Source organism: Leuconostoc gelidum subsp. gelidum KCTC 3527 (genome assembly GCF_000166715.1).
GTDB lineage: Bacteria > Bacillota > Bacilli > Lactobacillales > Lactobacillaceae > Leuconostoc > Leuconostoc gelidum.
The window spans coordinates 1-25,760 of the sequence record NZ_AEMI01000003.1; the positions used below are offsets into that span (position 1 = coordinate 1).

A 25,760-nucleotide genomic window follows, 5' to 3' on the forward strand; every position below is an offset into this window, starting at 1 on the left:
AATATTCTTTTTATGCCTTGAAAACTGCTAACTGACCAATTCTTTTTGCGGCTTCCACTAAGCGCTCTTCTTCAATTGTTAATCCCACACGGATATAACCTTCACCTTCATTTCCAAACCCAGACGCATCTGCTACAGCCACATTAGCCTCTGTTAACAACAAATCAGCAAATGAAGCTGAAGTATAGCCCTTTGGGACCGGCATTAGTACATAAAAAGCACCCTTAGACACATAAGGTTCCCAATTGAATTTGCGCACAGCCGAAATAAAAGCATTTCGTCGACTTTCGTACGTTTCCTGTAATGACTTAACAGCATTTTGACGTGCATCTGTATTACTTAATGCTTCAACTGCTGCATCTTGTATTGCTGGAAATATTGAGACAAAAAGATGGTCTTGAATGAGATTAATCGCTTCGATCATATCTGCATTTCCAACTGCAAAACCAACACGCCAGCCTGCCATGTTAAATGTTTTCGAAAGCGTATAGGTTTCAATACCAACATCTTTAGACCCTGGCGTTTGCAAAAATGAAAGTGGCTTGTGACCATCAAAACCAATTGCGCCATAGGCAAAATCTGAAACAATGCCAACAGTATTATGGTTCGCAAATGCAACTGTTTGTTCATAAAACTTAGATGTGGCAATAGCACCTGTTGGATTATTAGGATAATTCATGTAAAGAAACTTAGCTTCTTTTGCTGTAGCCACTGGAATTGCTGAATAGTCTATTAGAAAATCATTTTCACGTTTAAGTGGCACTGTTTCGTAATTAACACGACCTAAAGCGGCACCAGACAAATAATCTGGATAACCTGGATCGGGTAACAAGAGCGTATCTCCAGGATTCATAAGTGCCCACGGCAGCTCAACTAAGCCAATTTTACTACCCGCCAAAATAGCCACTTCTGTTTTAGGATCAATGGTCACACCATATTCAGTTAAGTAAAACTGAGCAATAGCTTCTTTAAATCGTAATTCGCCACGAAATAATGAATATTTATGATCAGCAGCTTTAGCTGTCGCGTCTTGCATAGCCTTAACAATATAATCAGGTGTTGGCAAGTCTGGATTCCCTTGTCCTAAATTAATAACATCTGCACCTGCTGCAATTTTAGCATTTACTTTGGCAACAAGTGATGCAAAAAACTGCTTAGGCAGTGTTTTTAGTAAATTTGACTCTTCAAATTGCATAATCTCTCCTAATAATATAACTCCGGTCGTCGATCATCAAAAACCGGTATTTGACCGCGAACCATTTTCTCATCATCAGTATCAATAGTACTAATTAACAATGTTTCTTGTGTATCCCCTGCCTGCTGCACAACGCGACCCAAAGGGTCAATGATCAGCGAGCGACCACCAAACACATTATTTTTATCTCGACCAACGCGATTGGCTGCAACGACAAAAGTCTGATTTTCAATTGCACGTGCCTGTAACATGATTTGCCATTGTTCAATGCGCTGAATAGGCCATTCAGCAACCACATACAAAATTTCTTGGGGTCCAATCGACATCATAGTACGCAACCATTCTGGAAAACGAATATCATAGCAAATTGCCGCCGCCGATTTAATACCTGCTAAGTCAAAAGTATTTACCGTGCTGCCAGCAGACATATATTTTCCCTCATTCATTAAGCCAAAAAGATGTAATTTATTATATTCAGAAACCTTTTGGCCTGATGCATCAAAAACAAACATCGTGTTATAAAATTTATGGTTCTGTTGTGTTGCTACAGAACCACCGACGATATTAAGATGATATTTCTTCGCTAATTTGCTAAGTAACGCCTGACTGTCTTGGCCATTAATATCGGCCAAATTAGTTAGCTCAGTCAATGCGTACCCTGTATTCCACATTTCTGGGTACACTAATACATCAGCATTAACCTCAGCGGCTTTTTCGGCATAATAGGCTACTGTTTGCTGATTATGTTTATTATGTTTAGAATTTCCTAATGCAATATCAATTTGTGCTATCGCAATTTTAAGTTCCATAGCCAATCCTCTTATCTGTTATTGTGCATTTTTTTATTGTTTTTGTCAAATTTATATCATTTTAAGCTCATTATTTGATAATAAAAAAACACCTAACTGGTGTTTTAAGGGAATTTAGGAAATTGATCAAAATTAGGATCTCGCTTTTCTTTGAATGAATCACGACCTTCTTTAGCCTCATCTGATGTGTAATAAAGCATCGTTGCATCCCCAGCAAACTGTTGCAAACCGGCCAAACCATCTGTGTCTGCATTCATAGCTGCTTTGATAAATCTTAACGCCGTTGGAGACTTCGTTAATAATTCATCCGACCATTCAATTGTGGCAGCTTCTACGTCAGCCAATGGTACAACTTTATTAATCCAGTTCATTTGATAGGCTTCATCAGCAGTATAGAAGTGGTTTAAAAACCACACTTCCTTAGCACGCTTGTGTCCAATAACCCGGGCAAGATATCCGGATCCATAGCCTGCATCAAAGGAGCCAACCATAGGTCCAGTTTGACCAAATTTGGCATTGTCAGCAGCTATAGTCAAATCGGCTACCAATTGTAAAACATTCCCCCCACCAACAGACCAACCTTTTACCATTGCAATAATTGGTTTGGGTATAATTCTCATTAACCGTTGTAAATCTAACACATTTAATCGTGGTATGCCATCAATACCAACATAACCACCATTACCACGAACTTTCTGATTGCCCCCTGATGAAAAGGCTTGATCCCCGGCACCCGTCATAATAATGACACCAATTTTGGCATCATCACGTGCAATGGTGAACGCATCAATCATTTCAGACACCATGCCAGGTGTAAAGGCATTATGTGTTGCAATATCATTCATCGTGATCTTAACAATCTTACCGGGATTTTTACCATCAGTATTTGTTTCAAATAAAATTTCTTTATAGACTTTTACGGTGTTCCAAGTTGTCATATGTTATACTCCATTCAGAAAGGGGATTTTGTTCTTATGAATATTATAGAACTTTTAGGGTTAAAAACCACTTTATTATCGGCAGAAAAAACAATTGTTGAAGTGCGCGTCAGTGAAAAGCTCATGCAGCCATATGGTATTGTTCACGGTGGTATTAACGCGTTACTTGCTGAAACCGCTGCATCACTTGGTGCCAACGAATGCCTCCCTGACAATCTTGTGCCAGTTGGTGTGTCTATCCACACCAGTCATTTAAAAGCAGTTACGCAAGGTATTTTAGTCGCAACTGCCACACCTGTAAACATCGGTCATTCATTACAAGTTTGGTCTGTGTCTATCCATGAAAAAAGTACAGATATGCTCACAAGTACGAGTACAGTTACAATTAAAAACCAAATTTTAAAAAAATAACACGTTAATGCGTGTTATTTTTATTTTTTGTAAAAAACTTTGATAACGTACTCTTTTTAGGATGGGCAGCATCATATGCCTGTTGCCGCTGTAACTCTTTTGGTGTTGGCGTCTCATAACTCAACATACCCAAACGTTCGTATGTAGGATGTGGGATAACTAGCGCAACCTGATGATTTGCCACAATAGGATTCCCCAGATATTGTACGTTATCAACTGTACGTACAATTTTCAATTCAGAACTTGGTGAAAGATTAACATCCTCACTAATAATTGCCAAACTCCCTTTAATTTGTTGCTGATAATACAATGCTGCATAACTTGATATCGGACCATACCCTACAAATTCAATCTTGTTTGCATGCACCTGTTTACGTGCATCCTTAACAGTCGCTATCAAAGCCGGCTCGTGATTACGATAAAAGCCAGCATCAATATCACTACTCGTTAGGTACTGTACAGCTTGTTGCGTTTCATTTATCCAGTCTGTCATGTAATCAGTCATCATTGTTTCAGGTTCCGAAAAAACAACGCGCAAGGTCTTCGTCGTTATTTTTTCTGGTACTTGAAGATAAGCGTATAATTTAGGCGCTACCGTCAAGTCATTATCTCGCAGCACACCGTTTTTTTGTTGGCGAATAACAAAGTCATGAAAGACAAAATGTCCATTACCAGCAGACACCAAATCAATGGTATAAAAGGCATAATGTTCTGGCACTGTCACTGTTATTTTATCGGCATTTTGACTATTCGTTGCTAATTTTTGATATTGTTCATCATAGAACGTGACAACCAAATAGGCAAACATACGCTCACTATTATCAATGCTTCGTTCAATTGTATAGGTGACACCACGTAACAGTTGCGGTAAATCTGAGACCTTTTTTTCGCGTTGAAAATGATGGTTAGAGCGCCAAGTAGCGATCACACGCCCACTTGGCAAAAAATAATGTTCATAATACACATCATTTAATGATCGAAAATCGATTGTCGCCCCTTGTAATTCAAATAATTGTGTTTGTGGTGTCCAATATATCTGATATTGCATAACGATTACCGATCCTCCTTGCGCATACTATCTTTTAATTTCGCCAGATGTGTTTTCATAAATGCTATCATTTCGGAAATTTTGGCCGTATGTGTCCCCTCTTCTTGTGTCTGTATTAATTGTGTCTTGTTCTCTTCAAAAAATGATAGTAATTGTGGCAAACTTTGGCCATCATACTCATCTTGTTTGAGTGTAAATAACGCAACCGCTATTTTGGACCAATCGACATTTTCAATATGCCGCCACAAAATGTTATCTAACATGTCCGTATCATCTGGATGCATCCGTCCTGCTAAAAAGCGCCGCACATCTAACGTCCAATCTTGGTTCACTTCTCTAGGAAACTCAGCCTTTCCTGTCAATGTGCCTAAACTAATCAGTGGTTTAGCAACAACGATGGCGTGTGGCTTAATATCAGCTGCATAGTACATTGCTGGAAAGCTGCCCATTGAATAGCCTGTTAAAATGACATCTTTGGGTTCTAAATGAAGCGTCTTCATGGCTTTTTTAATGATTTCAACGACTTTTTGTTCATACATTTCTGATCCAATATGAAAAGCCCCGCCTTGCATTCTAACATCTGAAAAAAGTAGGTACGGGGTCCCAAGTTCATTAAATGGCCCCCGCATTTCGAAGCCATCTACATGTAACCGAATACCAGAAAAATTAACAATTAGTGGTGACTGACGGTCCCCAGGGTTAAAATAACTCAACACTTCTTCATGCTCATCGGTCATTTGCCACTCATCCCCTGGTAACAAGGTTCCCAATCCGTGTCGCGAGCGCCGTTGATGTAACACATGAAGATCTAACTTCCCTGTCCCTTTGGCAAAAATTAAGACTTGATAATCTTGATAATCATCTATCCCGCCAACTGGATGTTGCTGTCGCAACTCATCACCAGTGATCGTCTGAACTGTTTGTATGTGATTATCTTTGTAAAAAACAAATTGTAACTGGACAGCCACAGTTTCTGTCTGCTCATAATCCAACCAAATCATGTTTTCCACATTTGGCATCAAGTCCCCAACAAATGTATTCAACGTCCCAATTTGTTGCCACGTTGTACCAAAATCACCACTAAATTGTGCCGAAAAACGTCCTTCTCGTTTAAAATGTATGCCTGTAGGTGGCATTGGTATAAATTGTTGTTCACTAAAACGTGTTGAAAATCCTATTTGATCAAAATGAAAATCCTCTTGAATACGTTTCTGAACTGCCTCCGGCGTCGTATTTTGTATACAAAAAGCGCGCCGTTCATCCAAAGCTTCTTGGAATGCCGGTGTGATGTTTTTTGCAAAGTATATTGTTCGTAGTGCAGGCCACGCACTGATTTGGCTTGAGAGCAATGTACTTGACAACGTATCATCAGTCAACACAACGTAAGTTTGTTCTAAAACATATGGATCTTTTTGCAACGCTAGCCGTGTGGGTAAATCAAGAATTGTCGTATACTGCCAGTCGATAGCTGTTGCATCGATATTCGTTGTCCAATCATCGGCCCCAATTTGAAGCACTGAAATATCTGCCATTTATACATTCCTTTGCTTAATTTTATTAAAAATTTGTTGCCATTTAATCCAAACCATGTCGTCATTAAAATCTGCAACCATTTGATGAGTCGTTTCTTGCGTCTCTGCCAAATGATGCTTATCATCAAGATAAAAATTCAGAGCGTCAATGAGTTTTGAATCATCTAATAATACTTGACCATTTTTATTTGGTATCACATAATCAGTTGGTATGATATTGATTTGTGGTACGCCAAAACTAATTGCTTGAGTTTGTAAAAATTGATCTGGCATCTTATTGAGATCCAACAAGACACGTGTATTAGCCATGTAACGTGTGCGCTGCACTTCACTTTGAGGTGTCAAAAATTGGAAACGTGTTTGATAGGCCATTTGGCTATCACTATCCACGATACCGTGTGCGTTAGCTGCTGTCTGGCTATTTTTTTCAATCAGTGCATCAAACGTCGCATGCGATTGCGCCGTTTCAATCAAGACCAAAATATTGGGATGGTTTGCTAGAACTGCACTCACTGCATCAAAGGCAGTTGGCGTTATTGTTGCTGCTTGCCAATAAATAGTCGAAAAAGGCTGCATTGCGGAACGATTAACTTGCTGAGTCGCAATGTATGGTGGAATAATGGCCAGCGTTTCTGCATTCTCCAGCTGTGTTAGCATCTTGCCGTATTGTTCTCCTGTATCCGTCACAGAAAAATTTGTCGTATCAGAAATTTGTAACAAAAGATTTTTGGCAAGCTGTTCATTTGTGCGCTTAGCTTGATAACTTAGAATGGTTGGTTGCTTCGGTGCCACTTTGTCAATGAAAAAATTAATCCTCTGACTTTGTGCAAAAATAAGATACTCGTTTTCTGGTACCGTTTGCAAATGATACGTTAACGCTGCTGCAACGAGTTCAGCCATATTCGTAAATGTTGTCTGTGTGGTCCATGTTTGTTGTGTCGTTACAAGTCCTGTTGTACAGTCTTCTTGGACCGCAACGTTTCCGCCGGGTGTCAAATAGTCTCGACGTAAAACAGTTTTGTTATCATCAAATGTCGTCACGCGAGATATAAAACCACGATCATCAATCAAAAGCTCTTGTGTCCGTACGTCATCTGTCCACAAATCAACTTTTTCAAAGCGTGTCCATGTCGGATATTCAAGGCCTATTGTAGCAAAATGTTTCCCTGAAACTTGAATATTAATACAATCAGTCATGTAAACAAATTGGCTATTTTCAGGCCAAGAAAAATCAGATAAGGCTAATGGTTTGGCATCTTTTAATGAAATTTGTTGCAATAAGTCATAGACTGACCAAGTTTCAGCACCTTCAATTTCTTTGTCTGATAAAATTTGGCGTAATTTAGGTAAGTAATCCACTAATATAAGTTCAACAGTCTGACCTTGTGACAAAAAAAGCTGTGTTTGATGAACTGAATCGTTAAACTCTGGTAAAGTCAAACTGTGTGCGTGCCAATCTGGAATAATGTGCAAATTCATATTTTACCTCTTATGTACTGGCACTCTCATGCATGTATTATTGGATTAATAGCATAGTATCAATGCATATCCTAGTTTATTATAATCATTAATTCCATTATACCAATTTCGAGCGTCATTTTTGCAGGTATTAACTCAGAAAAGCTTATACCCTTTTTTAATCTGCCAACATTTGCACAAGAGACCAATTTTTAACTTGCTGCCCTTTAAAATTAAGTGTACGTTCATCCGTTATTTTAAAATTATTTTTTTGATAAAAAGTGACGTTGTGTTGTGTATTAGTAATAAGTGATAAGCTCTGTGCCCCTTTTGACTTAACATAAGGTATAACAAAATCTGTTAATGTGCGTGACCCAATGTGTTGTCCTTGATTGTCAGGGTTAACTGCTAATAAGTTCACGTGCCAATTGGCTTGTGACTGCTTTTGTGGCAATTTTTCTGCTTCATCAAGCACTGCCAAAAATTGTGCTAAATTATTATGAAAGAAATAAGGCAACATTTTTAAACCACCATTTTTTATATATTGCCAAAGGGTAGTTTTTGGTAATGTGTCGGCCTCTAAAATAACAATTGACAAAATTTTATTTTTCTCTTCCACTATGAATACCTTTTGTTGATGCACGTTTGTCGCTATATGAACATCATGCAGTCTTTGAATAAATTGCTGATAGGCAGCTTCATGACGAAAAGTCTGTCTAATTGTTTTTTGGTACAATGCATAATCATTAAATGCTGTAGCAGTGAGTTCTGATAACTGTTTTATTTCTGGCATAACTGCGTGTCTAAAATTCATAAGAGCTCCTTTTAATATTCATATTTAATTACAAGCTTACTATATAGTCTATCGACTGAAAGAAGATGTTACAATAAACACATATTCCATATCTGTTGATTAAGCAACAGATTAGCTTTTATTGAGGAAATAACACCATGGATCGTAGACAAAATAAAACACAATTAGGTATTAAAGAAGTTTTCATTCACTTACTCTCAGAAAACCCAATTGACAAAATTACCGTGTCTCGTATTTCTAAACTCGCTGACATTAATCGTGGCACTTTTTATTTACATTATCACGACGTGTACGACCTACATGATCAAATTGTTACTGAATTAATAGCAGACATGACCGCCATTTTTAACACAACCTACCCGACAACAACAGAAAATTATAGTAGTTTTAAAACATTGAGCTATCAACTCGTTACTTATATTGCAACGCATCAGACAACTGTTGATGCGTTGCTAAATCAGCAACAGGTTGGCACAATTGTCTTTAAAAAAATTAAAAAAACATTTATCCAAAAAGCACTAACTCTTGAAACAGATCTATCTGATAATATTCCTGATAAAATTGAAATTAATTTTATTGTTTCAGGCATCATGGGTTTGATTATTGACTTCATTTCACATGAGTTGCCTATTACCGCTGAAGAACTGTATCAAAATATTTATAACTTACTACTTAAATTCTAAACAATTAAAAGAGGCATCATTTTAGCAATATGTTTTACTGCTAGAATGACACCTCTTTTTTTTTACGCTGTTCCACGTGGAACATCAACTTTAGGATAAAAAAGATACTTTGCCCTCATCAAATGATGTAATACGCGCTAAACTTTCAACTTCTACGCCAAGTCCATCTAGCAGTTGTCGACCTTTTTGAAATGTTTTTTCAATAACAATGCCAACACCAACAACCTCTGCTTCAGCTTGTTGTGTAATCGATAGTAATCCTTCAATTGCTTGTCCATTAGCCAAAAAATCATCAATCAATAGAATGCTTTCACCCGCCGCCAAAAAACGATGATCAATCATAATATGGTTAGTTATCTCTTTTGTAAAAGAATAGACATCTGCTGTCCAAACATCATCTGGCAGCGTCAATGATTTATTTTTCCGTGCAAATACCACTGGCACATGTAATGACAGTCCAGTAAAAACAGCAGGTGCAATACCTGAGGACTCCACGGTTAATATTTTATCAATCTTTTTATCCGCAAACAATCGTGCAAATTCTTTACCAATAGCCGCCATCAATTCAGGATCAATTTGATGATTTAAAAAGCTATCAACTTTTAATACTTCTGTCCCCAAGATACGCCCATCTCGACGGATACGATCCTCTAATAATTTCATAATATTCCTTTTTGTTATTTTATCTTCTGAAAAAGCCACTCAATGCTAGTACTAAGCTAACCGCCGCCATTAAAATCAGTGTTATAACAATCGATATCCACCAACCATCTTGTGATGCTGCAAATGGTAACCACTTGACATTTTCCCCATAAAAACCACTGACAATTGTAGGCACTGTTAATACAATTGAATAAACTGTTAGCACTTTCATTGTCCAGTTCAAATCACGATTACTTAAGTTACCGTAGGCATCTGAGACTGAAGTAATGACAGCCATAGCTAAATCTGCCATGTGTTCGGCTTGCCCAACTTCAACACGTACATCATCAATATGCTCCACTTCAAAATGTGCAATTTTTGTTTTAAAATCTTGTTTAAACGCATCAAGCATCACATGATTGTTCGCCAGCGAATTTTGAATATAGATTGTTTGCGTTTGTAATCGTAATAAATCATTCATTTGCTTTGTGGTGCGTTTATGGTGTCCCAATTGTGCTTGAATCACACGACGATTACGATTGACTTCTGTTAGTTGAGTCACATACCGTGTCATTAGTGAATACAATCCTGTCATTACAAAATCTATCGCACTAATTTCATTATCATTCCCACGTTTTTGTCGATTTTTAGGATCTAATAAAACAGCTTGGATATAATCTGTCACTGAATGCGAAAACGTATATAAATCGCCATGCGCAAACAAAATACCGATGGGCCGTGTTTCAACAGCACTTTCGTGATATGAAATAACATCAATTACCATCAAGGATTCATCAGCTGCATTGTCATACTCCATGCGTACCGCCTCGTTGTGATCAACAGCATACCCAATAATTTCATTTGTGAGTTGATGTTCGCTCACTAATATTTGATTGTCCTCTGTCGTTAAATTGGACACGTGGTACCAAGTAAAGTTATTAAATTTTCTAACTGTTTCGATCATCTCTATACGTCACATTCATTGGATTTGATAAAATTGAATGCGCAACCACTTTAAACCCTTCACGTTCGTAGAAGCGTTGCGCGCTGATATTAGCAGTTACTACTTTTAATTCAAGTGGTTCTTTGACCATCTCACGTGCCTTTTTTAATAACACAGCACCAATGCCTTGTCGTTGCCAACCTTCTTTGATAAATAATAAATGTAAAAAGCTATCCCATTCTGATAACGATGAGAAGCCGACAACCTCATGATCAAATACAGCAACTGTTATTTTTTCACCCAAGATAGCTAAATCAAAATCAGATAGTTTTGGTGACTTAACCCAAGGAAAATTAGTGACACGCGTATCCAAATAAATGCGCGCAAGTGCATCAGAGTCTTCTGATTGCATTGCACGCAGAATTAAGTTGTTATTTCGCGAAGCATTTTTCTGCTTAGTCATTAATGTTTTCTTTCCCCTCGCTCTCTTAACGTCACAAATTATCAAATCTTGCTTTTTTAATACGGTGGCATCGCCATCATTTCAACATATCAGACTATATTATACCAGTTTTACCGTATGACTAAAAACCAGTACTAAACAGCCGTCTTTTGTAGCATCACAATATACCACATTGCATCAGCATAGACTGCGTGTCGTGATAATTTCTGCAAAAATTCACGTGTTTCTTTTGGGTAATCTGTAATATATCCTTGAACACCTAACGCGTAATTACTATTGATATCTGCTTCCTTATTTAAGGTCCACACGTACAATGTTTTATGTTTTTTAATCACTTGACGTGCAATATTAGTATTCACATTGGAATATTCCATAGCATAAAACGTATTAAACTTTGCATCATTAATACTATTAACAACTGGCGACAGTAAGCCTATTGGTCTATCAGAGTATTTTGCCAACCGCTTAATTGCATTTTGATTCATTGACTGCAATTGTGCACGATTTTCTGTTAGGTACTTCCCATACTTTTTTTGAAAATGAACGAGCTGTGTTGTCGTAATGGTTGTATTGATTTTTAATTCAACAAGCAATTTCTGATTTAATTGATTTGCGCGTTTAATATACGTAACAAATGGTGTTGCAGTGATGATTTTTCCATTCTCTTCGTAATGTAATTTTTTTAAAATATGCCAAGGTGTCTCATTAATTTGATAAGTTTTACCATTTTCAGCTTTAATTTTAGCATCATGACTTAAAACATAAACGCCATCACTTGTTGCTTGAATATCTATTTCTACATAGTCCGGTTTTGTTTTAGAAACCTTATTTAGACTGATAATCGTATTCGAAGCATCACTTTCTGATGACACGCCTTTGTGTGCAATCACAACATAGTTTTTAATGGGTTGACTAACAAATTTACCTGAAAGTAAACTACTGACTGCACCAACTAAGACAATGACAATAACTTGCGTTATTCTCAAATATAATTTTCTATCTTGTAATCGCGTATGAGCAATTTGTTGATCTTTAGTGATGAAAAGTAACAATACTTGGCTTGTAACAAAGTAAAAATAACCAATCGCAATCGCAATCAAAATATTTACCACGCTACGATTAAAGCCAGTATTTAGGACTTGATCAAACAATCGTTGTAACCAAAAAAAACCACCGACAACAATAATTGTTAATAACGCATACTTCCCAATTGTTAAAAAAAACTGTCCGGTTTGAAACTTTGTTTGTTGCCAACTATGTGTCAAATTAATTTTCAAACTTTTACGTGTTGTTATCGCAAAATAAGGTACCAATCTTAATCGATACGCCAGCAATAATAACCCAATATTAACAAAACCAATTATGACCCACATAATCGGCGTCATAATGGGATCAATAAATGTCTTTGGAATTGTGAGGTAATAAGCAATTGGAAATTTAAAACCAACTTGATTTAAAGGTATAAATAACAGCACCATAACAAAAACAGCGAGATGAATTTGTAACGATTTTAAGCCAATCAAAAAATGTTGCTTACTTGCTAGTCCCCATGTCAACAACATGCTTGTAACAACAATTACTATTAGCATCATCCAAACAAAAAAATAACCAATTAACGTCAGCCCGTAGGTCAGCCAATTATTACTCAGATAGGTTAATAATTTTCCTACACTTCCAGTTGCAATGCTATATGCACTTGGCTGATAAGATTGAATTGTGTCAATAATCTGTGATGACAAGTAATTAAATAAAAATAATACCACAACCAAAATAACTGAAAACTGATATTTACTTACTCTCTGCTTCCCCATCTTAAAATCTCCATTATCTTTATATTTCTTATTTCAGAATAACATTATACCGCCGTTTTTCAATCTTTTTTGTTTGGTACTTTTAAACAATAAAAAAGCTGTGTTGCCTGACCGGCAACACAGCAAGAATACATTAACGTTTGGTACTACGCTTTGCTTTTTTAATAATACATTAACGTTTGGTACTACGCTTTGCTTTTTTAATTTTACGCTTCATATCACGCTCTTTTTGCGATTCTAATTCACGTTGACGTCGTATTTTAAAGGGATTTTGTAAGAAAAATGTTTGAATGGTTTGAAACAAGTTTCCTACTACCCAGTACAATGATAACGCACTTGGTACAGCAATTGCAGAGAAAAAAATCACGACTGGGAAAATATACGGCATTGCCTTGGTCATCCCGTTTTGCTCTGGTGTGGCTTGCGTTGATAACCACGATGAAGCAAATGTGAAAAGTGCTGCTAATATTGGCAAAATATAGTAAGGATCATTATTTCCTAATTGAAGCCATAAAAATTTACCTGATCTCAAAACTTGTGAGTTATAAATTGATTGGTACAACGCAATCAATACTGGCATTTGCACAACTAGAGGTAACATTGATGCAAACGGATTTACGCCAGCATCCTTATACAGGGCTTGCTGTTCAGCCATCATCAATTGACGACTTTCAGTGTCTTTCCCTGGGTACTTAGACTGCAATGCCTTAAGCGCTGGTTGTACAATTTGCATCTTCATCATTGATTGAATTTGATAAACCATTAATGGCAAGATCAAAAAACGAATTAAAATTGTAAAAACAATGATTCCCATCCCATAGTTATTACCAAACCATGCCGAAGCCCCTAATATAGCAGAGGTGAACGCCGCAACCACGGCACTCCATAAGCTATGTGAGGCCACATGACCGCTAAAGCTCGTACCAGCAATAATGATAATAATTAACGCGATGACAGCCAGAATAAGCGGTAACGGACCGATTTTTTTTAAAATATTTGTAAAACGTTTCATTCTTCTTCCACTTTCAGGATATTAGCTAATTTCAGCACATGCACGATTTGTTCTTTGATGAATTTTTGACTTTGCTTTGCCACTGCTGGTCGTGCAATCACCAATATATCAAGTTCGTTAGGCAATTGTGGTTTTAATTCCAAAATACTTTGGCGAATACGACGCTTTACCCAAACACGATCATGCGCTTTACCAACTTTTTTACTAACAGAAATTCCTAGTCGAAAATGCTTCTGATCGCTTTTACCTAACTGATACACAATAAAATATTTATTGGCAACCGACCGATGTTTATTAAAAACAAGTTGAAAGTCGGTTGGTTTTTTAATTCGAAAAGTTTTTCTCATTTGATTTAGTCTCTCTTGAGGATTTGATATGTTGGTGTTGGTCACCTGTTATTCAGTCACATAATACCTTGATACTTTATAGTAACCTTGTCTATTATATCGTCTTTTATTAAATAAAAAAGCCACTGCATAGCAGCGACCTTGTTAGGCTGATAGAACCTTGCGGCCCTTTGCACGACGGCGAGCCAAAACTTTACGACCGTTGCTTGTGCTCATGCGCTTACGGAATCCGTGTACGCGTTCACGATGACGCTTCTTTGGTTGGTATGTACGCTTCATGTGTGTTCACCTCCATTCGCGATTTTTTACCTGCAAAAACTTTGCAATTCGATTTTAATCATAACATGAATCAACTACGTAAGCAAGGAAATTCATCTGTTTTTATGTCTAAAAATTTTTTTAGTAAATGCAATACTAACATTGTACCCCTTATCATGATGAAGGACAATAGTTAGTCAATAAATGTCGCGGTGCGATCCGCTCACACATTCTTTTTTTTCAAATTAATCACATCAATGATAATTGAAATCACTGCGATAAATAGAAACAGCCACAAAAATAATTTTACTGGTTGCCGCAAATACGTTTGTGTCATCATAGTAAAAATAGATACCAAGGCTACGAAAACTTGCAATCCAATACTAAATAATCCAAATTTCATCATTTTCTCCCTACTCAATCAAGTTTCACGCGTTGATTTAATTGTTCCCAAACCATTGGGTTATGTGTTGCCACAATTAAAATTGTATCATCTGTAACTAACTGTTTCATCAAGTCAACAACTTCTTGCCCATTCTTTTCATCCAATGCCGCTGTTGGTTCGTCGGCCAAGATAATCATCGGTTTTTTTAAAATAATTTTAGCAATCGCCACACGTTGCGCTTCACCACCTGATAGTGAATACACTTTCCGAGACAGATCTAAGGTCAAATTTACTTGTTTGAGTGCGGCCAGCATCTGCGACTTTTGCTCAGCCTTTTTGATACGTTTACCTACAAATGCCAAAGTTAAATTTTGTTCAATCGTTTCATTATCAATGAGACCATAATTTTGAAACAGATAACCAGCATAGTTTTGAAAATAAACTTGTTCTGGAATCTTGCGCAACTGCTTCTGATCGATCAGCACGTCACCAGTGTCTGGCTTCTCTATCTTGCCAATCATATTAAGTAATGTTGTTTTGCCACTGCCTGACATGCCTGTCAATGCATACGACTGGCCATTTTCAAACTGGTATGAAAAATCATCTAAGATCACTTTCTCATCGAATTGTTTATGGATATTTTTTAATTCAATCATCTTACTCCCCTTTCAAATACTGAACTTGTTGTTCTTTAGCTTGATTAGCCTGCCATACAAAAATCAAACCACTAAGTAATAGATAAATAACAGGTACCAAAAAGCTAACCAATGGCAAATGCATGAGCCAAACTAAAAGTACCAATAATCCTGAGCTAGCAACAATGACTTTTAAGTAAGTCGCATGAATTTGTTGTGCCTTCATCCCCGCAAGACGTTCAATCACAAATTTACGACGATTTTGATAAAAATAAATCACATTCAAAACATAAGTTAACAGAATTAAACTGATAATAGCAACAATTGTGCTACCAATCAAAAATGTTTGCTTTGTTTGCATCGTATGTAGTCGCTGATTAGCCTCTTCGTAACCATTTGCAAACGCACCAATGCTTAATTCGAGATGATATTTTTTCACTAACTGTTTTGTCCGACTAACATTAGTGATTAAAGTCTGATAAATGTATTGATTCAATCGACCAATATGCTTTTCATCAAATGTCTGACTGCCAAATACCACGATGATTGGGTTCTGTGCATAGATTTGATTAGAAGATTGGACACCCCCAGCACTATAGACCGGATAAGCAAAGATATTAGTGTTAGTGGGATGATAAAGACCAGATAATTGTTGCATTTTAATACCATTGCCCGCCTTAATATCTACTTTTGACGGCTGAAAATAGTTCCCCCAAATGCTAGTTAGCTGATTTTGTTTCTGTTTTTGACTTTCTGGTATCAACAAGCCATATTGACCTTGTTTCAAATCTGCTAGTCGCTGATTCAAAGTTGACGAAATCTGAATATGCGCTTTTTTCAAAAAGCTTTGCGATACAAAGAGCATATTTTCATCAGCAAACGCAGTTGGTAAATAACCATTGGTATTTTTTATGGCCGCTTTCCCATTCGTCCCGTATTCTGATGCATATATAGAATCAAAATTATTCGCAATCAATAGATTATTTGGATCCCGAAGTAACGCTTGATAAAAACCTTGCCAATCTTTCCCGCTTGCTTCACCTTGAATGGCAGTCAGACCATAATATTGACTATTCTTTCGCCATTCTTGTTGCCCTTGCTTCACCTGTGTCACACTTTGCTGTGCAGTAGCGACTGTAGAAACCGCATAGATAGCCGCTAAGATTGTCAGTAGTTGTAGCGTCACAATGACAGCTGTGAACCCACGAATTGGCATTTTTCCTTTAATCAGTAAATTAATTGGTTGCCTTGTCATTAATACCGAGAAGGTACTTGCCACGAAAGCAATCGCTAGAACAATTAAAGCAATAAAGAATCCTACGCTCACTAATAAAATTTCAATAAAAATAGGCATAACTAATGATTGCCAACTCAAATATGCCATCGCGCCAACCATTGTAACGCCTACAGTCATTAATACAGTGACAAGATCATGATATGTATTTTTCCACACAAAGTGGCTTGTACGCTCCCCTGCTAATCTTAAAATACCAATTTTTTTAAAGGCAGCAATATAATCAGCCAGTAACAAAGCAATAAAGCTAAATATCAGCACAATAATGGCTAGTAGTGTTTGTGGTACAAGTACCAATTGTTTTAAAACAATCAGCTGTTGATTTGTTTTAAAAACTTGGGTATTATTACCTGTTTTGTTGAGTAAATTAACTAATTGTTCTGCTGACAAATTTTTTCCGATAATGACATAAACCACTGTATCCGGACTTTTTTTTATCAACGCCGTATGGGTTTGCTCTGGTAAATTTTTAGGTAATTGACCAGTGCCAATTTTTTGATATGTATTAATTAGTTGACCAGTTTTGTTTTTAGGCGTCACCACAATTTGCTTGGCAATGAGTACCTGTTTTGCTTTAGCAATTTTTTGCAATTCATCTTGTAAATTCAATGTGGCTTGATTAACTGCAATGACTTCTCGGTTCCCACCGAACATCTCACTCTGGTAAGTTTTGACAAAACGTACACTAATGATTGTAATCAAAATAATTGCAATAAATATAAATACTTGTTTAAGCTTTTTGTACATAACTTAACCTTCCCCAATCAGGTTTTTCATTGACAGACAGAAATACGTGAGCATCTAAAAAATTAGGTGCTCACGTATTTTGTTTGTCTATTTATTACAATGCAACGTTATGATGGACTGTTTGGACATCTTCATCTGATTCAAGGACATCAATCAATTTTTCAAATGTTGCTAAGTCATCCCCTTCAAGCGCCATTTCTGCTTGTGGTAACATTGATATCTCTGTCGTTGAAAATTCTGACACGCCACTTTGACGCAGCACTTCAATGGCTTTATGTAAGTCACTTGGTTCAGTATACACAACAATTTGGTCATCTTGTTGTTCTGCATCACGAACATTCACGTCAGCATCTAATAGTGTTTCTAAAATGCCATCTGCATCATTTCCTTCAAAAACAATGACGCCTGTTTCATCAAACAAATAACTCACTGATCCAGCTGCGCCATATGTACCACCGTTTTTATTAAATTCAGTCCGTACGTTTGTCGCTGTACGGTTAACGTTTGATGTTAATGTATCAACGATAATTAATGAACCATTAGGACCAAATCCTTCATAACGACCTTCAATAAATGTCTCATCACCAGAACCACTTACCTTCTCAAGTGCGCGTTCAATGACATGTTTTGGTACTTGCGCTTGCTTGGCACGATCAATGACAAACTTTAAATTTGAATTTGCTTCTGGGTCAATACTACCCCCCTGCTTGGCAGCAACATAAATTTCTATCCCATACTTACTATTAACTTTGGCTGCAGCACCGTCTGTCTGCGCCTTTTTCATTTTAATGTTTTCCCACTTACGTCCCATGCTCTCACCTCATTTAATATTTTATTTCTTTTATCATTATAACGGTTTCAAAACACTTTGCACCAAAAAATAAGTTTATTTTATGACACGATACATACCAGGTTTTAGATCACCAATATTGTAGGCATCAATGTGTGTTCGAATTAATCGTAACGTGGGTATACCAACTGCTGCAGTCATACGACGAACTTGACGATTTCGCCCCTCTTTAATCTTAATTTGCAGAAAACTGGTAGGTTGATTTTGACGTACGCGAATTGGCTTTTCTCTTTCCCACAACCATTTTGGATACGGGATACGTTTAACTTTTGCTGGCAATGTCATCCCATCTTTTAATTCAATACCCTGTTCTAGTGCTTTCAACTGTGCTTTAGTTGGTATACCCTCAACTTGAACAACATAGGTTTTATAGGCTTTATTTTCAGGATCAGTTAAATCATGATTAAGTTTACCGCTATCTGTTAAAAGCAATAAGCCTTCACTGTCCATGTCTAATCGACCAGCAGCATAGACACGCGGGATATCAATATAGTCAGCCAAGGTTGATCTACCATCAGGATCCGTGAATTTAGTTAAAACATTATAAGGTTTGTTAAATAGTATAATCATAACCTTAAGTATAACAAAGATAAGCCTATAAAAGCTGGTAAGTATTAAAGCCCTTAACCTTTTCTTTACTATTCACAATCTTATCCAAAACAAGACACAAGGCTGTGCAGTAACTGCGTTTATAGAAACATTAAGCACAGGCCTGTTCACAAGTTATCCACATATCCACAGCTTGTTATTGCTAAATTGTGGATAATGTTTATAACAAACCTCAAATATTGTCCTTACCCACTTTTGAATGTTCATAAACTTGTTCGTTTGTGGATAACTCGCACAGATGTTCGTTCTTATATCCACAAACCTTTTTTTATTTTGTCCACAACTGTTGATATTCTCTAAAATTATCACTCTCCTGTGGAAAACTCTATTTCTTACTGTTATAATAATCCTTGCTACTTCTTCTTTATATAGAAAAGTTGATCGGTTCAAGACGTCATTTTTTTAATTTGCCGTTATTTTTAGAGTACACCGAATTTATAGGAGAGATTTTTGTGACAAAACCCATAACAAAAGAAGAATTATGGAATCAGGTAAAAGCTAAATTCTATCAAGAAATTGGCCCTGTTTCCTTTGATACCTATATAGAGCCCCTTGTACCAGTTACTTTAACGGAATCAAGCATTATTCTAGAAGTTCCCGTTGATGAAAGCAGCGATATCATTGACAACTGGAACAAATCCTATGCAATGAGCTTTGTACAGTATGCCATGGAAATTGCTGAGGGGTTCATCAAGCCTGAACTTCGTATTGCCGAAGCCATACAAAAATCCACGCTTATTCAAACGGAAAATCTAACGTTTACACGTGAATCAGATTTAAATGAAAATTTTACGTTTGATAAATTTGTTGTTGGTACTGGTAACGAAAATGCTTACGCGATTGCACGTGCTGTAGCTGAAGATCCTGGTCGTGTCTATAATCCATATTTAATTTACGGTGGTGTTGGACTTGGTAAAACCCATTTAATGCAAGCCATTGGTAATGCGTACTCAAAGACAACACCATCAGCTCGCATTAAATACGCAACAGCAGAAGATTTTTTAAATGATTTTACTGAATCTTTGCGTGCTGGAGAAGGCGCAACAGCGGCATTTAAAAAGGAATATCGTACAGTAGACCTGTTGTTGATTGATGATATCCAATTCTGGTCTGGTAAAGAAAAAGTTCAAGAAGAATTCTTCAACACCTTTAATGTTCTAACCAAAACAGGTAAACAAATCATCATGACATCAGACAAATTACCAACAGAAATTGTTGATCTTCAATCTCGTCTGACATCACGTTTTGAGGCTGGTATTTCAATGGATATTCAAAAGCCAGATTTACCAACTCGTGTGGCTATCCTCAAAAATTTAGCAGAAACTGACAACTTAGAGATTCCTAATGACGTTCTTGAGTTAATTGCTGATAAAATTGATTCCAATATTCGTACACTTGAAGGCACATTTCATCGTTTTGAAGCAATGTTACGCTATCGTAATAAACCGGCCACTAAAGAAACCGCCCAAAAAATATTGGGCGATCTAAATATCAATCAAGGCTTTAAAATCACTGTTGAACGCATTCAACAGGTTGTAGCTGACTACTACATGCAAACAATTGATGATCTCAAAAGTACGAGTCGCAAAAAAGACCTTGTAACCGCACGACATGTTGCTATGTACCTAACTAGAACGCTAACAAACGAGAGTCTACCAGACATTGGCCGATCGTTTGGTGGGCGTGATCATTCATCTGTTCTACATGCGACCAATAAAATTACAGAAAAAGCTGAGTCTGATGCGCGAACAAAAGAAATGCTTGAAGCACTAACAGATGAGATAAAAAATGGTAAATAGGACTTGTGGATAAGACATAATAAACTAGCTGTTTTTCCCACAACATTGTGAACAAGTTTAATCGTTCTCTACGTTATGACCAGCCAGTTATCCCCAACTTGAACACCCCTTATTATTACTACTAGATCTTTTATTTAAAATATTTAAAAACATGGCTACGCATATTGCTAAAATTAAAGGAGCATAATTATGCAATTCTCAATTAATCGTCAAGCTTTTATCAAGGCATTAAATGATGTCTCTCGTGCAATTTCATCTCGGACAACAATTCCAATTTTGACAAACATCAAAATTGTCTTAACACAAGAAGAGTTAATTTTAACAGGGTCAAATAGTGATATTTCAATTGAAACGCGTATTGAACAATCAGATACTGGTGCCCAATTAATTATCAAACAACCAGGTGGAATCACATTACTAGCGACATTCTTTTCAAATATCGTTAAAAATTTACCTGCTGATGATATGACCTTATCTGTTGACGGGGTTCGTGCTAGTATCACATCTGGTGCATCTGATTTTACAATTAATGGTCAGGATGTTCATAACTATCCACAATTACCAGAAATGGATGATGTTCAAAGTTTGAGTGTTTCGGCAGCACAACTTGTTGATATTATTTCACAAACAAAAATCTCTGCTTCAACACAAGAGAGTCGTCCTATTTTAACTGGTATCCACTTAGCTTTGAATGGTAACGATGTCAAAGCTGTGACAACTGATTCACATCGCTTATCGCAACGAATTGTCACTTTGACGGGAACTGATGCGCATGTTAAAGCTGATGTGATTATGCCAGCTAAATCGTTTAACGAATTACAAAGTTTGCTAGAAGGACAAGATCGAGTTGAAATCAAGTTAGCAGCAAATCAAGCGGTATTTGATTTAGGCAATACTACGTTTTATTCAAGGTTGTTAGAAGGAAACTATCCAGAAACTGATCGCTTGATTCCTACAGAAAGCACAACACAGCTCACGATTGAAGCGAGTGCTTTATTAGGTGCAATTAATCGTGCCAGTTTATTGAGTCATGAAAGCCGAAATAACGTTGTGCAACTCACACTTGAAAATGGCGTGGTAACACTAATTGGAACATCACAAGAAGTAGGTCGTGTACAAGAAGAATTGGTGACCAAATCCGTAGAAGGGGAAAATTTGGAGATTTCATTTAATCCAGATTATGTTCGTGATGCGCTACGCGTGTTTAATGGTAAAGCTGTGGATATCAAGTTTACAAGTAATTTGCGCCCATTCACATTGACACCAGCTGGTGAAACAGATGATAAGCAATTACAGCTGATTACACCAGTCCGCACGTTTTAATTCCTGACGGGCGTTTTGAATAAATTTGATAACAAACAAACATTTATGCCTAAAACGGTCTAAAATCGCTTAAAAACGATTTTAGACCGTTTTTTTAAGAATAAGCTGCAAAAAAATGGTACAATACAAGAGTAACTAATATGACGAAAAATATAAAAATCACAACTGAATACATCACACTCACACAATTACTCAAAGAAGAGAATATTATTTCTTCTGGTGGTCAGGCAAAGTACTATCTAATGGATTTTCCAGTCTTGTTAAATGGCGAGACTGAAAATCGACGTGGCAAAAAATTATATAACCACGATGAGATTACTGTGGACGGCGAGAACTATGTCATTTCATTAGCAGATAATGCTGATGAAATGATTGCAGCAGCACAAGAAGAAAAGGCTGAACGTGCTGCTGCTGCAAAAAAAACCGTGCGTAATGACCGAATTAAAGCACAAAAAGCTGCTGTCGCTAAAGAACGTAAAGAGGCACGATTTGCTGAATTACGTAAGAAAAACGGGACACGTGCAGGTGGTTTTGGTCGATCTAATCAAGGTGGTCGTGGTGCAGGACCAAAAGGACCTGGTTCTTGGAACTCCAATCGCTAAGACTTGTTAATTACCGTAATTATACTGACCTAACGCTAAATTTTAGTGATGGTGTGAATGTTTTTTTGGGTGAAAATGCACAAGGTAAGACAAATTTACTAGAAAGTATTTACGTTTTAGCTTTGGCACGCTCGCATCGAACAAGTAGTGATAAAGATTTAATTCGTTGGCAGGAAAAAGAAGCCACAATTAGTGGTCGAGTTAAGAAAAACATTAGTGATACGCCGTTATCTTTGCACTTTTCGAATAAAGGCAAAAAAGCGCGTGTGAATCATTTGGAACAATCTAAATTATCACAATATATTGGCCAATTAAATGTTATTTTATTTGCACCTGAGGACTTAGAATTAGTTAAGGGTGCACCAAGTGTGCGACGGCGGTTCATTGACATGGAATTTGGGCAGATGAACCCCTTATATTTGTACAATACAACGCAATACCGTCGCATATTAAAAGAACGTAACGCGTACTTAAAGCGTTTGCAAATGAAACAAACCACGGACACAATTTTTTTAGATGTCTTGACAGAACAATTAGTTGACATTGGGTCGCAAGTACTTTTGGCACGTCAAACATTTTTAGAAAGACTGGAAGTTGCTGCGCAGCCCATTCATGCTGAAATTTCAAATAAACGTGAAACCTTAACTTTGAGGTATCAAACAAGTATTGATTTTGAAAAAGGGACTGATTTAGCAACGATTAAAGCCGTTTTTGAACAAACCTTAAAAAAACAACAAACACGTGAAATTATGCAAGGATCAACATTAGTTGGTCCACATCGCGATGATATCCAGTTCATTGTTAATGATAATGATGTGGCTGTTTTTGGCTCACAAGGTCAACAAAGGACAACTGCGCTTGCAATTAAGTTAGCTGAGATAGATCTCATGCAACAAGAAACGGGTGAATACCCAATCTTGTTACTCGATGATGTTTTAAGCGAGCTTGATGCTAATCGGCAAACGCATCTTTTGTTAGCAATTCAAGATAAGGTTCAAACGTTCATTACAGCACCAACGTTAAGTGATGTCGCACGGCAATTAATTCATGCGCCTAAAGTGTTTCACGTGCAACAAGGTGAGATTGTGTTAGAAGAACAAGTTGAGTGACTAGCAAGTACATAAAGGATTTAATATGTCTGAAGAAATAAATAATGAATTAGAAAATATAGATGGTATTGTAACTGATGACGTTGAAATCCGTCAAGCAAGTACTGTAAACGCCAGTGCCGGAGATTATAATGCAGATCAAATCCAAGTTTTAGAAGGATTAGAAGCTGTCCGTAAACGTCCAGGTATGTATATTGGCACAACTACTGCACAAGGTTTGCACCATTTGGTATGGGAAATTGTTGACAATGGAATTGATGAAGCCTTAGCCGGTTTTGCCTCACATATTACAGTAACAATTGAAAAAGATAACTCGATTACTGTAACTGATGATGGGCGTGGTATTCCAGTAGATATCCAAACTAAAACGGGGAAATCTGCACTTGAAACAGTCTTTACCGTATTACATGCTGGTGGTAAATTTGGTGGTGGCGGTTATAAAGTTTCTGGCGGATTACATGGTGTTGGTGCGTCAGTCGTTAATGCGTTATCAACTAATCTAGATGTTAGAGTTATCCGTGATAATCAAGTATATTATATGGACTTTAAAATAGGTCGTGTAAATACAAGTATTGTTAAGCTGGATGAGGAACCAACGATTAATCGTGGCACAATTGTGCATTTTAACCCTGATAGCGATATATTCCGTGAAACAACAACTTTTAATTATAATACTTTGTTAACACGTGTACGAGAGTTGGCATTTTTAAATAAGGGTTTGCGCATTTCTATTACAGATAATCGCCTAGAAACGCCTGTAACAGAGAGCTTTCATTTTGAAGGTGGCATAAAAGAGTATGTTGGATACTTAAATTCGGAAAAGACAGTTATTTTTCCTGAACCTGTTTATGTTGAAGGTGAAGAAAATGGAATTGTCGTGGAAGCAGCATTACAGTACACAACGGATATTAAGGATAGTTTGCGTACATTTGCAAATAACATCAACACCTATGAAGGTGGTACACATGAAACAGGATTTAAAACAGCCTTGACACGTGTGATTAACGATTATGGTCGTAAAAATGGCCAATTAAAAGACAATGCTGAAAGTTTAACCGGAGAAGATGTTCGTGAAGGGGTAACTGCAATTGTATCAATCAAACATCCGGATCCGCAGTTTGAAGGTCAAACTAAAACAAAGTTAGGGAACTCGGATGCTCGGCAGGCAACAGATCGCATGTTTTCAGAGACCTTTAGTCGTTTTATGATGGAAAACCCAATAGTTGCTAAGCAGATTGTTGACAAAGGTATTTTGGCGCAAAAAGCACGTTTAGCTGCTAAACGTGCACGTGAAATGACGCGTAAGCAGTCTGGTCTAGAAATCGGTAATTTGCCTGGTAAATTGGCAGATAACACGTCAAATGATCCAGCACTTTCCGAGTTGTTTATTGTGGAGGGTGATTCGGCCGGTGGATCAGCTAAGCAGGGGCGCAATCGTGTCACACAAGCTATTTTACCAATTCGTGGTAAAATTTTGAACGTTGAAAAGGCAACTTTAGACAGAGTATTAGGAAATGAAGAAATTCGATCATTGTTTACCGCAATGGGAACAGGATTTGGTGATGATTTTAACGTTGAAAAGGCGAATTATCACAAAGTTATTATCATGACTGATGCCGATGTCGATGGTGCACATATTCGTACACTGTTGCTGACACTCTTTTATCGTTATATGCGGCCACTGGTTGATGCCGGGTATATCTATATTGCACAACCACCTTTGTATGGGGTAGCATTAGGTAATTCAAAGACGCGTGAATACTTGGATACTGATGAAGAACTTGAAGCATACTTAACGCAGTTACCATCAAATATTAAACCAAAAGTGCAACGTTATAAGGGATTAGGTGAAATGGATTTCGATCAGCTTGCTGATACAACAATGGATCCAATAAATCGTCGCTTATTGCGTGTTGATCCTTCTGATGCGGAGGCAGCTGATAGTATTTTTGATATGTTAATGGGTGATGATGTCGCACCACGTCGCGAATTCATCGAAGAAAACGCTGTGTTCGTAGAAAACTTAGATATTTAAAAGAGTGT

General features: G+C 37.1%; 26 protein-coding genes. 7 read left to right on the forward strand and 19 right to left on the reverse strand.

Annotated features, from left to right (window positions below):
• Positions 1 to 10: 10 nt before the first annotated feature.
• The 3 genes from EUI_RS0100920 to menB all read right to left on the reverse strand — a co-directional run bounded on the left by EUI_RS0100920 (position 11) and on the right by menB (position 2,942).
• Positions 11 to 1,195 carry a pyridoxal phosphate-dependent aminotransferase gene (locus EUI_RS0100920; protein ID WP_010015443.1) on the reverse strand — a complete coding sequence of 395 codons (1,185 nt, stop codon included), beginning with the start codon at positions 1,193 to 1,195 and terminating at the stop codon, positions 11 to 13.
• An 8-nt stretch (positions 1,196 to 1,203) separates the two neighbouring features.
• The gene (locus EUI_RS0100925) at positions 1,204 to 2,004 is read right to left on the reverse strand and encodes a carbon-nitrogen family hydrolase (protein WP_010015445.1); all 801 of its coding nucleotides are present in this window, start codon (positions 2,002 to 2,004) and stop codon (positions 1,204 to 1,206) included.
• 104 nt (positions 2,005 to 2,108) lie between these two features.
• Positions 2,109 to 2,942, reverse strand: a complete 834-nt coding sequence (gene menB / locus EUI_RS0100930; RefSeq protein ID WP_010015446.1) for a 1,4-dihydroxy-2-naphthoyl-CoA synthase — start codon at positions 2,940 to 2,942, stop codon at positions 2,109 to 2,111.
• Positions 2,943 to 2,978: 36 nt separating this feature from the next.
• Here menB and EUI_RS0100935 point away from each other — a divergent pair, with 36 nt between their 5' ends.
• Positions 2,979 to 3,353, forward strand: coding sequence for a PaaI family thioesterase (locus EUI_RS0100935; protein ID WP_010015447.1), 375 nt, complete (start codon positions 2,979 to 2,981; stop codon positions 3,351 to 3,353).
• 4 nt (positions 3,354 to 3,357) lie between these two features.
• Here the strand turns inward: EUI_RS0100935 and asp3 are convergent, their stop codons facing one another.
• The 4 genes from asp3 to EUI_RS0100955 form a co-directional block, all read right to left on the reverse strand.
• Positions 3,358 to 4,401, reverse strand: a complete 1,044-nt coding sequence (gene asp3, locus EUI_RS0100940) for an accessory Sec system protein Asp3 (RefSeq protein ID WP_010015448.1) — start codon at positions 4,399 to 4,401, stop codon at positions 3,358 to 3,360.
• 5 nt (positions 4,402 to 4,406) lie between these two features.
• Positions 4,407 to 5,933 (reverse strand): accessory Sec system protein Asp2, encoded by a 1,527-nt coding sequence (gene asp2, locus EUI_RS0100945; protein ID WP_010015449.1) that lies wholly within the window; start codon positions 5,931 to 5,933, stop codon positions 4,407 to 4,409.
• On the reverse strand, positions 5,934 to 7,412 hold the full coding sequence (asp1, locus tag EUI_RS0100950) for an accessory Sec system protein Asp1 (protein ID WP_010015451.1): 1,479 nt from the start codon (positions 7,410 to 7,412) through the stop codon (positions 5,934 to 5,936).
• 157 nt (positions 7,413 to 7,569) lie between these two features.
• Positions 7,570 to 8,205, reverse strand: a complete 636-nt coding sequence (locus tag EUI_RS0100955; protein ID WP_010015452.1) for a GNAT family N-acetyltransferase — start codon at positions 8,203 to 8,205, stop codon at positions 7,570 to 7,572.
• A gap of 137 nt (positions 8,206 to 8,342) precedes the next feature.
• Here EUI_RS0100955 and EUI_RS0100960 point away from each other — a divergent pair, with 137 nt between their 5' ends.
• Positions 8,343 to 8,888, forward strand: coding sequence for a TetR/AcrR family transcriptional regulator (locus EUI_RS0100960; RefSeq protein ID WP_010015453.1), 546 nt, complete (start codon positions 8,343 to 8,345; stop codon positions 8,886 to 8,888).
• A 90-nt stretch (positions 8,889 to 8,978) separates the two neighbouring features.
• Here EUI_RS0100960 and EUI_RS0100965 read toward each other — a convergent pair whose 3' ends face one another.
• From EUI_RS0100965 to EUI_RS0101020, 12 genes are all read right to left on the reverse strand, one after another.
• Entirely contained in the window at positions 8,979 to 9,551 is a 573-nt protein-coding gene (locus EUI_RS0100965; RefSeq protein ID WP_010015455.1) for a xanthine phosphoribosyltransferase, read from the reverse strand.
• A gap of 19 nt (positions 9,552 to 9,570) precedes the next feature.
• Positions 9,571 to 10,494 carry a magnesium transporter CorA family protein gene (locus tag EUI_RS0100970; RefSeq protein WP_010015456.1) on the reverse strand — a complete coding sequence of 308 codons (924 nt, stop codon included), beginning with the start codon at positions 10,492 to 10,494 and terminating at the stop codon, positions 9,571 to 9,573.
• On the reverse strand, positions 10,478 to 10,936 hold the full coding sequence (locus EUI_RS0100975) for a GNAT family N-acetyltransferase (RefSeq protein ID WP_010015458.1): 459 nt from the start codon (positions 10,934 to 10,936) through the stop codon (positions 10,478 to 10,480). The genes EUI_RS0100970 and EUI_RS0100975 overlap by 17 nt, the downstream gene beginning before the upstream one ends.
• 134 nt (positions 10,937 to 11,070) lie before the next feature.
• Positions 11,071 to 12,747: a glycerophosphodiester phosphodiesterase family protein gene (locus EUI_RS0100980; RefSeq protein WP_010015459.1), complete on the reverse strand. Its 1,677-nt coding sequence runs from the start codon at positions 12,745 to 12,747 to the stop codon at positions 11,071 to 11,073.
• 172 nt (positions 12,748 to 12,919) lie between these two features.
• Entirely contained in the window at positions 12,920 to 13,759 is an 840-nt protein-coding gene (locus tag EUI_RS0100985) for a YidC/Oxa1 family membrane protein insertase (RefSeq protein ID WP_010015460.1), read from the reverse strand.
• Positions 13,756 to 14,106, reverse strand: a complete 351-nt coding sequence (rnpA, locus tag EUI_RS0100990) for a ribonuclease P protein component (protein WP_010015461.1) — start codon at positions 14,104 to 14,106, stop codon at positions 13,756 to 13,758. The genes EUI_RS0100985 and rnpA overlap by 4 nt, the downstream gene beginning before the upstream one ends.
• 144 nt (positions 14,107 to 14,250) lie before the next feature.
• Complete coding sequence (rpmH, locus tag EUI_RS0100995) at positions 14,251 to 14,385, reverse strand: 50S ribosomal protein L34 (protein WP_002816117.1); 135 nt, start codon at positions 14,383 to 14,385, stop codon at positions 14,251 to 14,253.
• A gap of 202 nt (positions 14,386 to 14,587) precedes the next feature.
• Positions 14,588 to 14,770, reverse strand: a complete 183-nt coding sequence (locus tag EUI_RS0101000) for a hypothetical protein (protein WP_224156799.1) — start codon at positions 14,768 to 14,770, stop codon at positions 14,588 to 14,590.
• Positions 14,771 to 14,781: 11 nt separating this feature from the next.
• Complete coding sequence (locus tag EUI_RS0101005; protein ID WP_010015463.1) at positions 14,782 to 15,405, reverse strand: putative bacteriocin export ABC transporter; 624 nt, start codon at positions 15,403 to 15,405, stop codon at positions 14,782 to 14,784.
• Position 15,406: 1 nt separating this feature from the next.
• Positions 15,407 to 17,425, reverse strand: a complete 2,019-nt coding sequence (locus EUI_RS0101010; protein ID WP_010015465.1) for a DUF1430 domain-containing protein — start codon at positions 17,423 to 17,425, stop codon at positions 15,407 to 15,409.
• Positions 17,426 to 17,519: 94 nt separating this feature from the next.
• Positions 17,520 to 18,236 (reverse strand): YebC/PmpR family DNA-binding transcriptional regulator, encoded by a 717-nt coding sequence (locus EUI_RS0101015; RefSeq protein ID WP_010015466.1) that lies wholly within the window; start codon positions 18,234 to 18,236, stop codon positions 17,520 to 17,522.
• A 75-nt stretch (positions 18,237 to 18,311) separates the two neighbouring features.
• Complete coding sequence (locus EUI_RS0101020) at positions 18,312 to 18,845, reverse strand: rRNA large subunit pseudouridine synthase E (protein WP_010015467.1); 534 nt, start codon at positions 18,843 to 18,845, stop codon at positions 18,312 to 18,314.
• A gap of 491 nt (positions 18,846 to 19,336) precedes the next feature.
• Here EUI_RS0101020 and dnaA point away from each other — a divergent pair, with 491 nt between their 5' ends.
• From dnaA to gyrB, 5 genes are all read left to right on the forward strand, one after another.
• The gene (dnaA, locus tag EUI_RS0101025) at positions 19,337 to 20,683 is read left to right on the forward strand and encodes a chromosomal replication initiator protein DnaA (protein WP_010015468.1); all 1,347 of its coding nucleotides are present in this window, start codon (positions 19,337 to 19,339) and stop codon (positions 20,681 to 20,683) included.
• A 189-nt stretch (positions 20,684 to 20,872) separates the two neighbouring features.
• On the forward strand, positions 20,873 to 22,006 hold the full coding sequence (gene dnaN / locus EUI_RS0101030) for a DNA polymerase III subunit beta (RefSeq protein ID WP_010015470.1): 1,134 nt from the start codon (positions 20,873 to 20,875) through the stop codon (positions 22,004 to 22,006).
• A 140-nt stretch (positions 22,007 to 22,146) separates the two neighbouring features.
• On the forward strand, positions 22,147 to 22,608 hold the full coding sequence (yaaA, locus tag EUI_RS0101035) for a S4 domain-containing protein YaaA (RefSeq protein ID WP_010015472.1): 462 nt from the start codon (positions 22,147 to 22,149) through the stop codon (positions 22,606 to 22,608).
• Positions 22,590 to 23,717: a DNA replication/repair protein RecF gene (recF, locus tag EUI_RS0101040; protein ID WP_010015473.1), complete on the forward strand. Its 1,128-nt coding sequence runs from the start codon at positions 22,590 to 22,592 to the stop codon at positions 23,715 to 23,717. The genes yaaA and recF overlap by 19 nt, the downstream gene beginning before the upstream one ends.
• 25 nt (positions 23,718 to 23,742) lie before the next feature.
• Positions 23,743 to 25,752 carry a DNA topoisomerase (ATP-hydrolyzing) subunit B gene (gene gyrB, locus EUI_RS0101045; protein WP_010015474.1) on the forward strand — a complete coding sequence of 670 codons (2,010 nt, stop codon included), beginning with the start codon at positions 23,743 to 23,745 and terminating at the stop codon, positions 25,750 to 25,752.
• Positions 25,753 to 25,760: the final 8 nt, after the last annotated feature.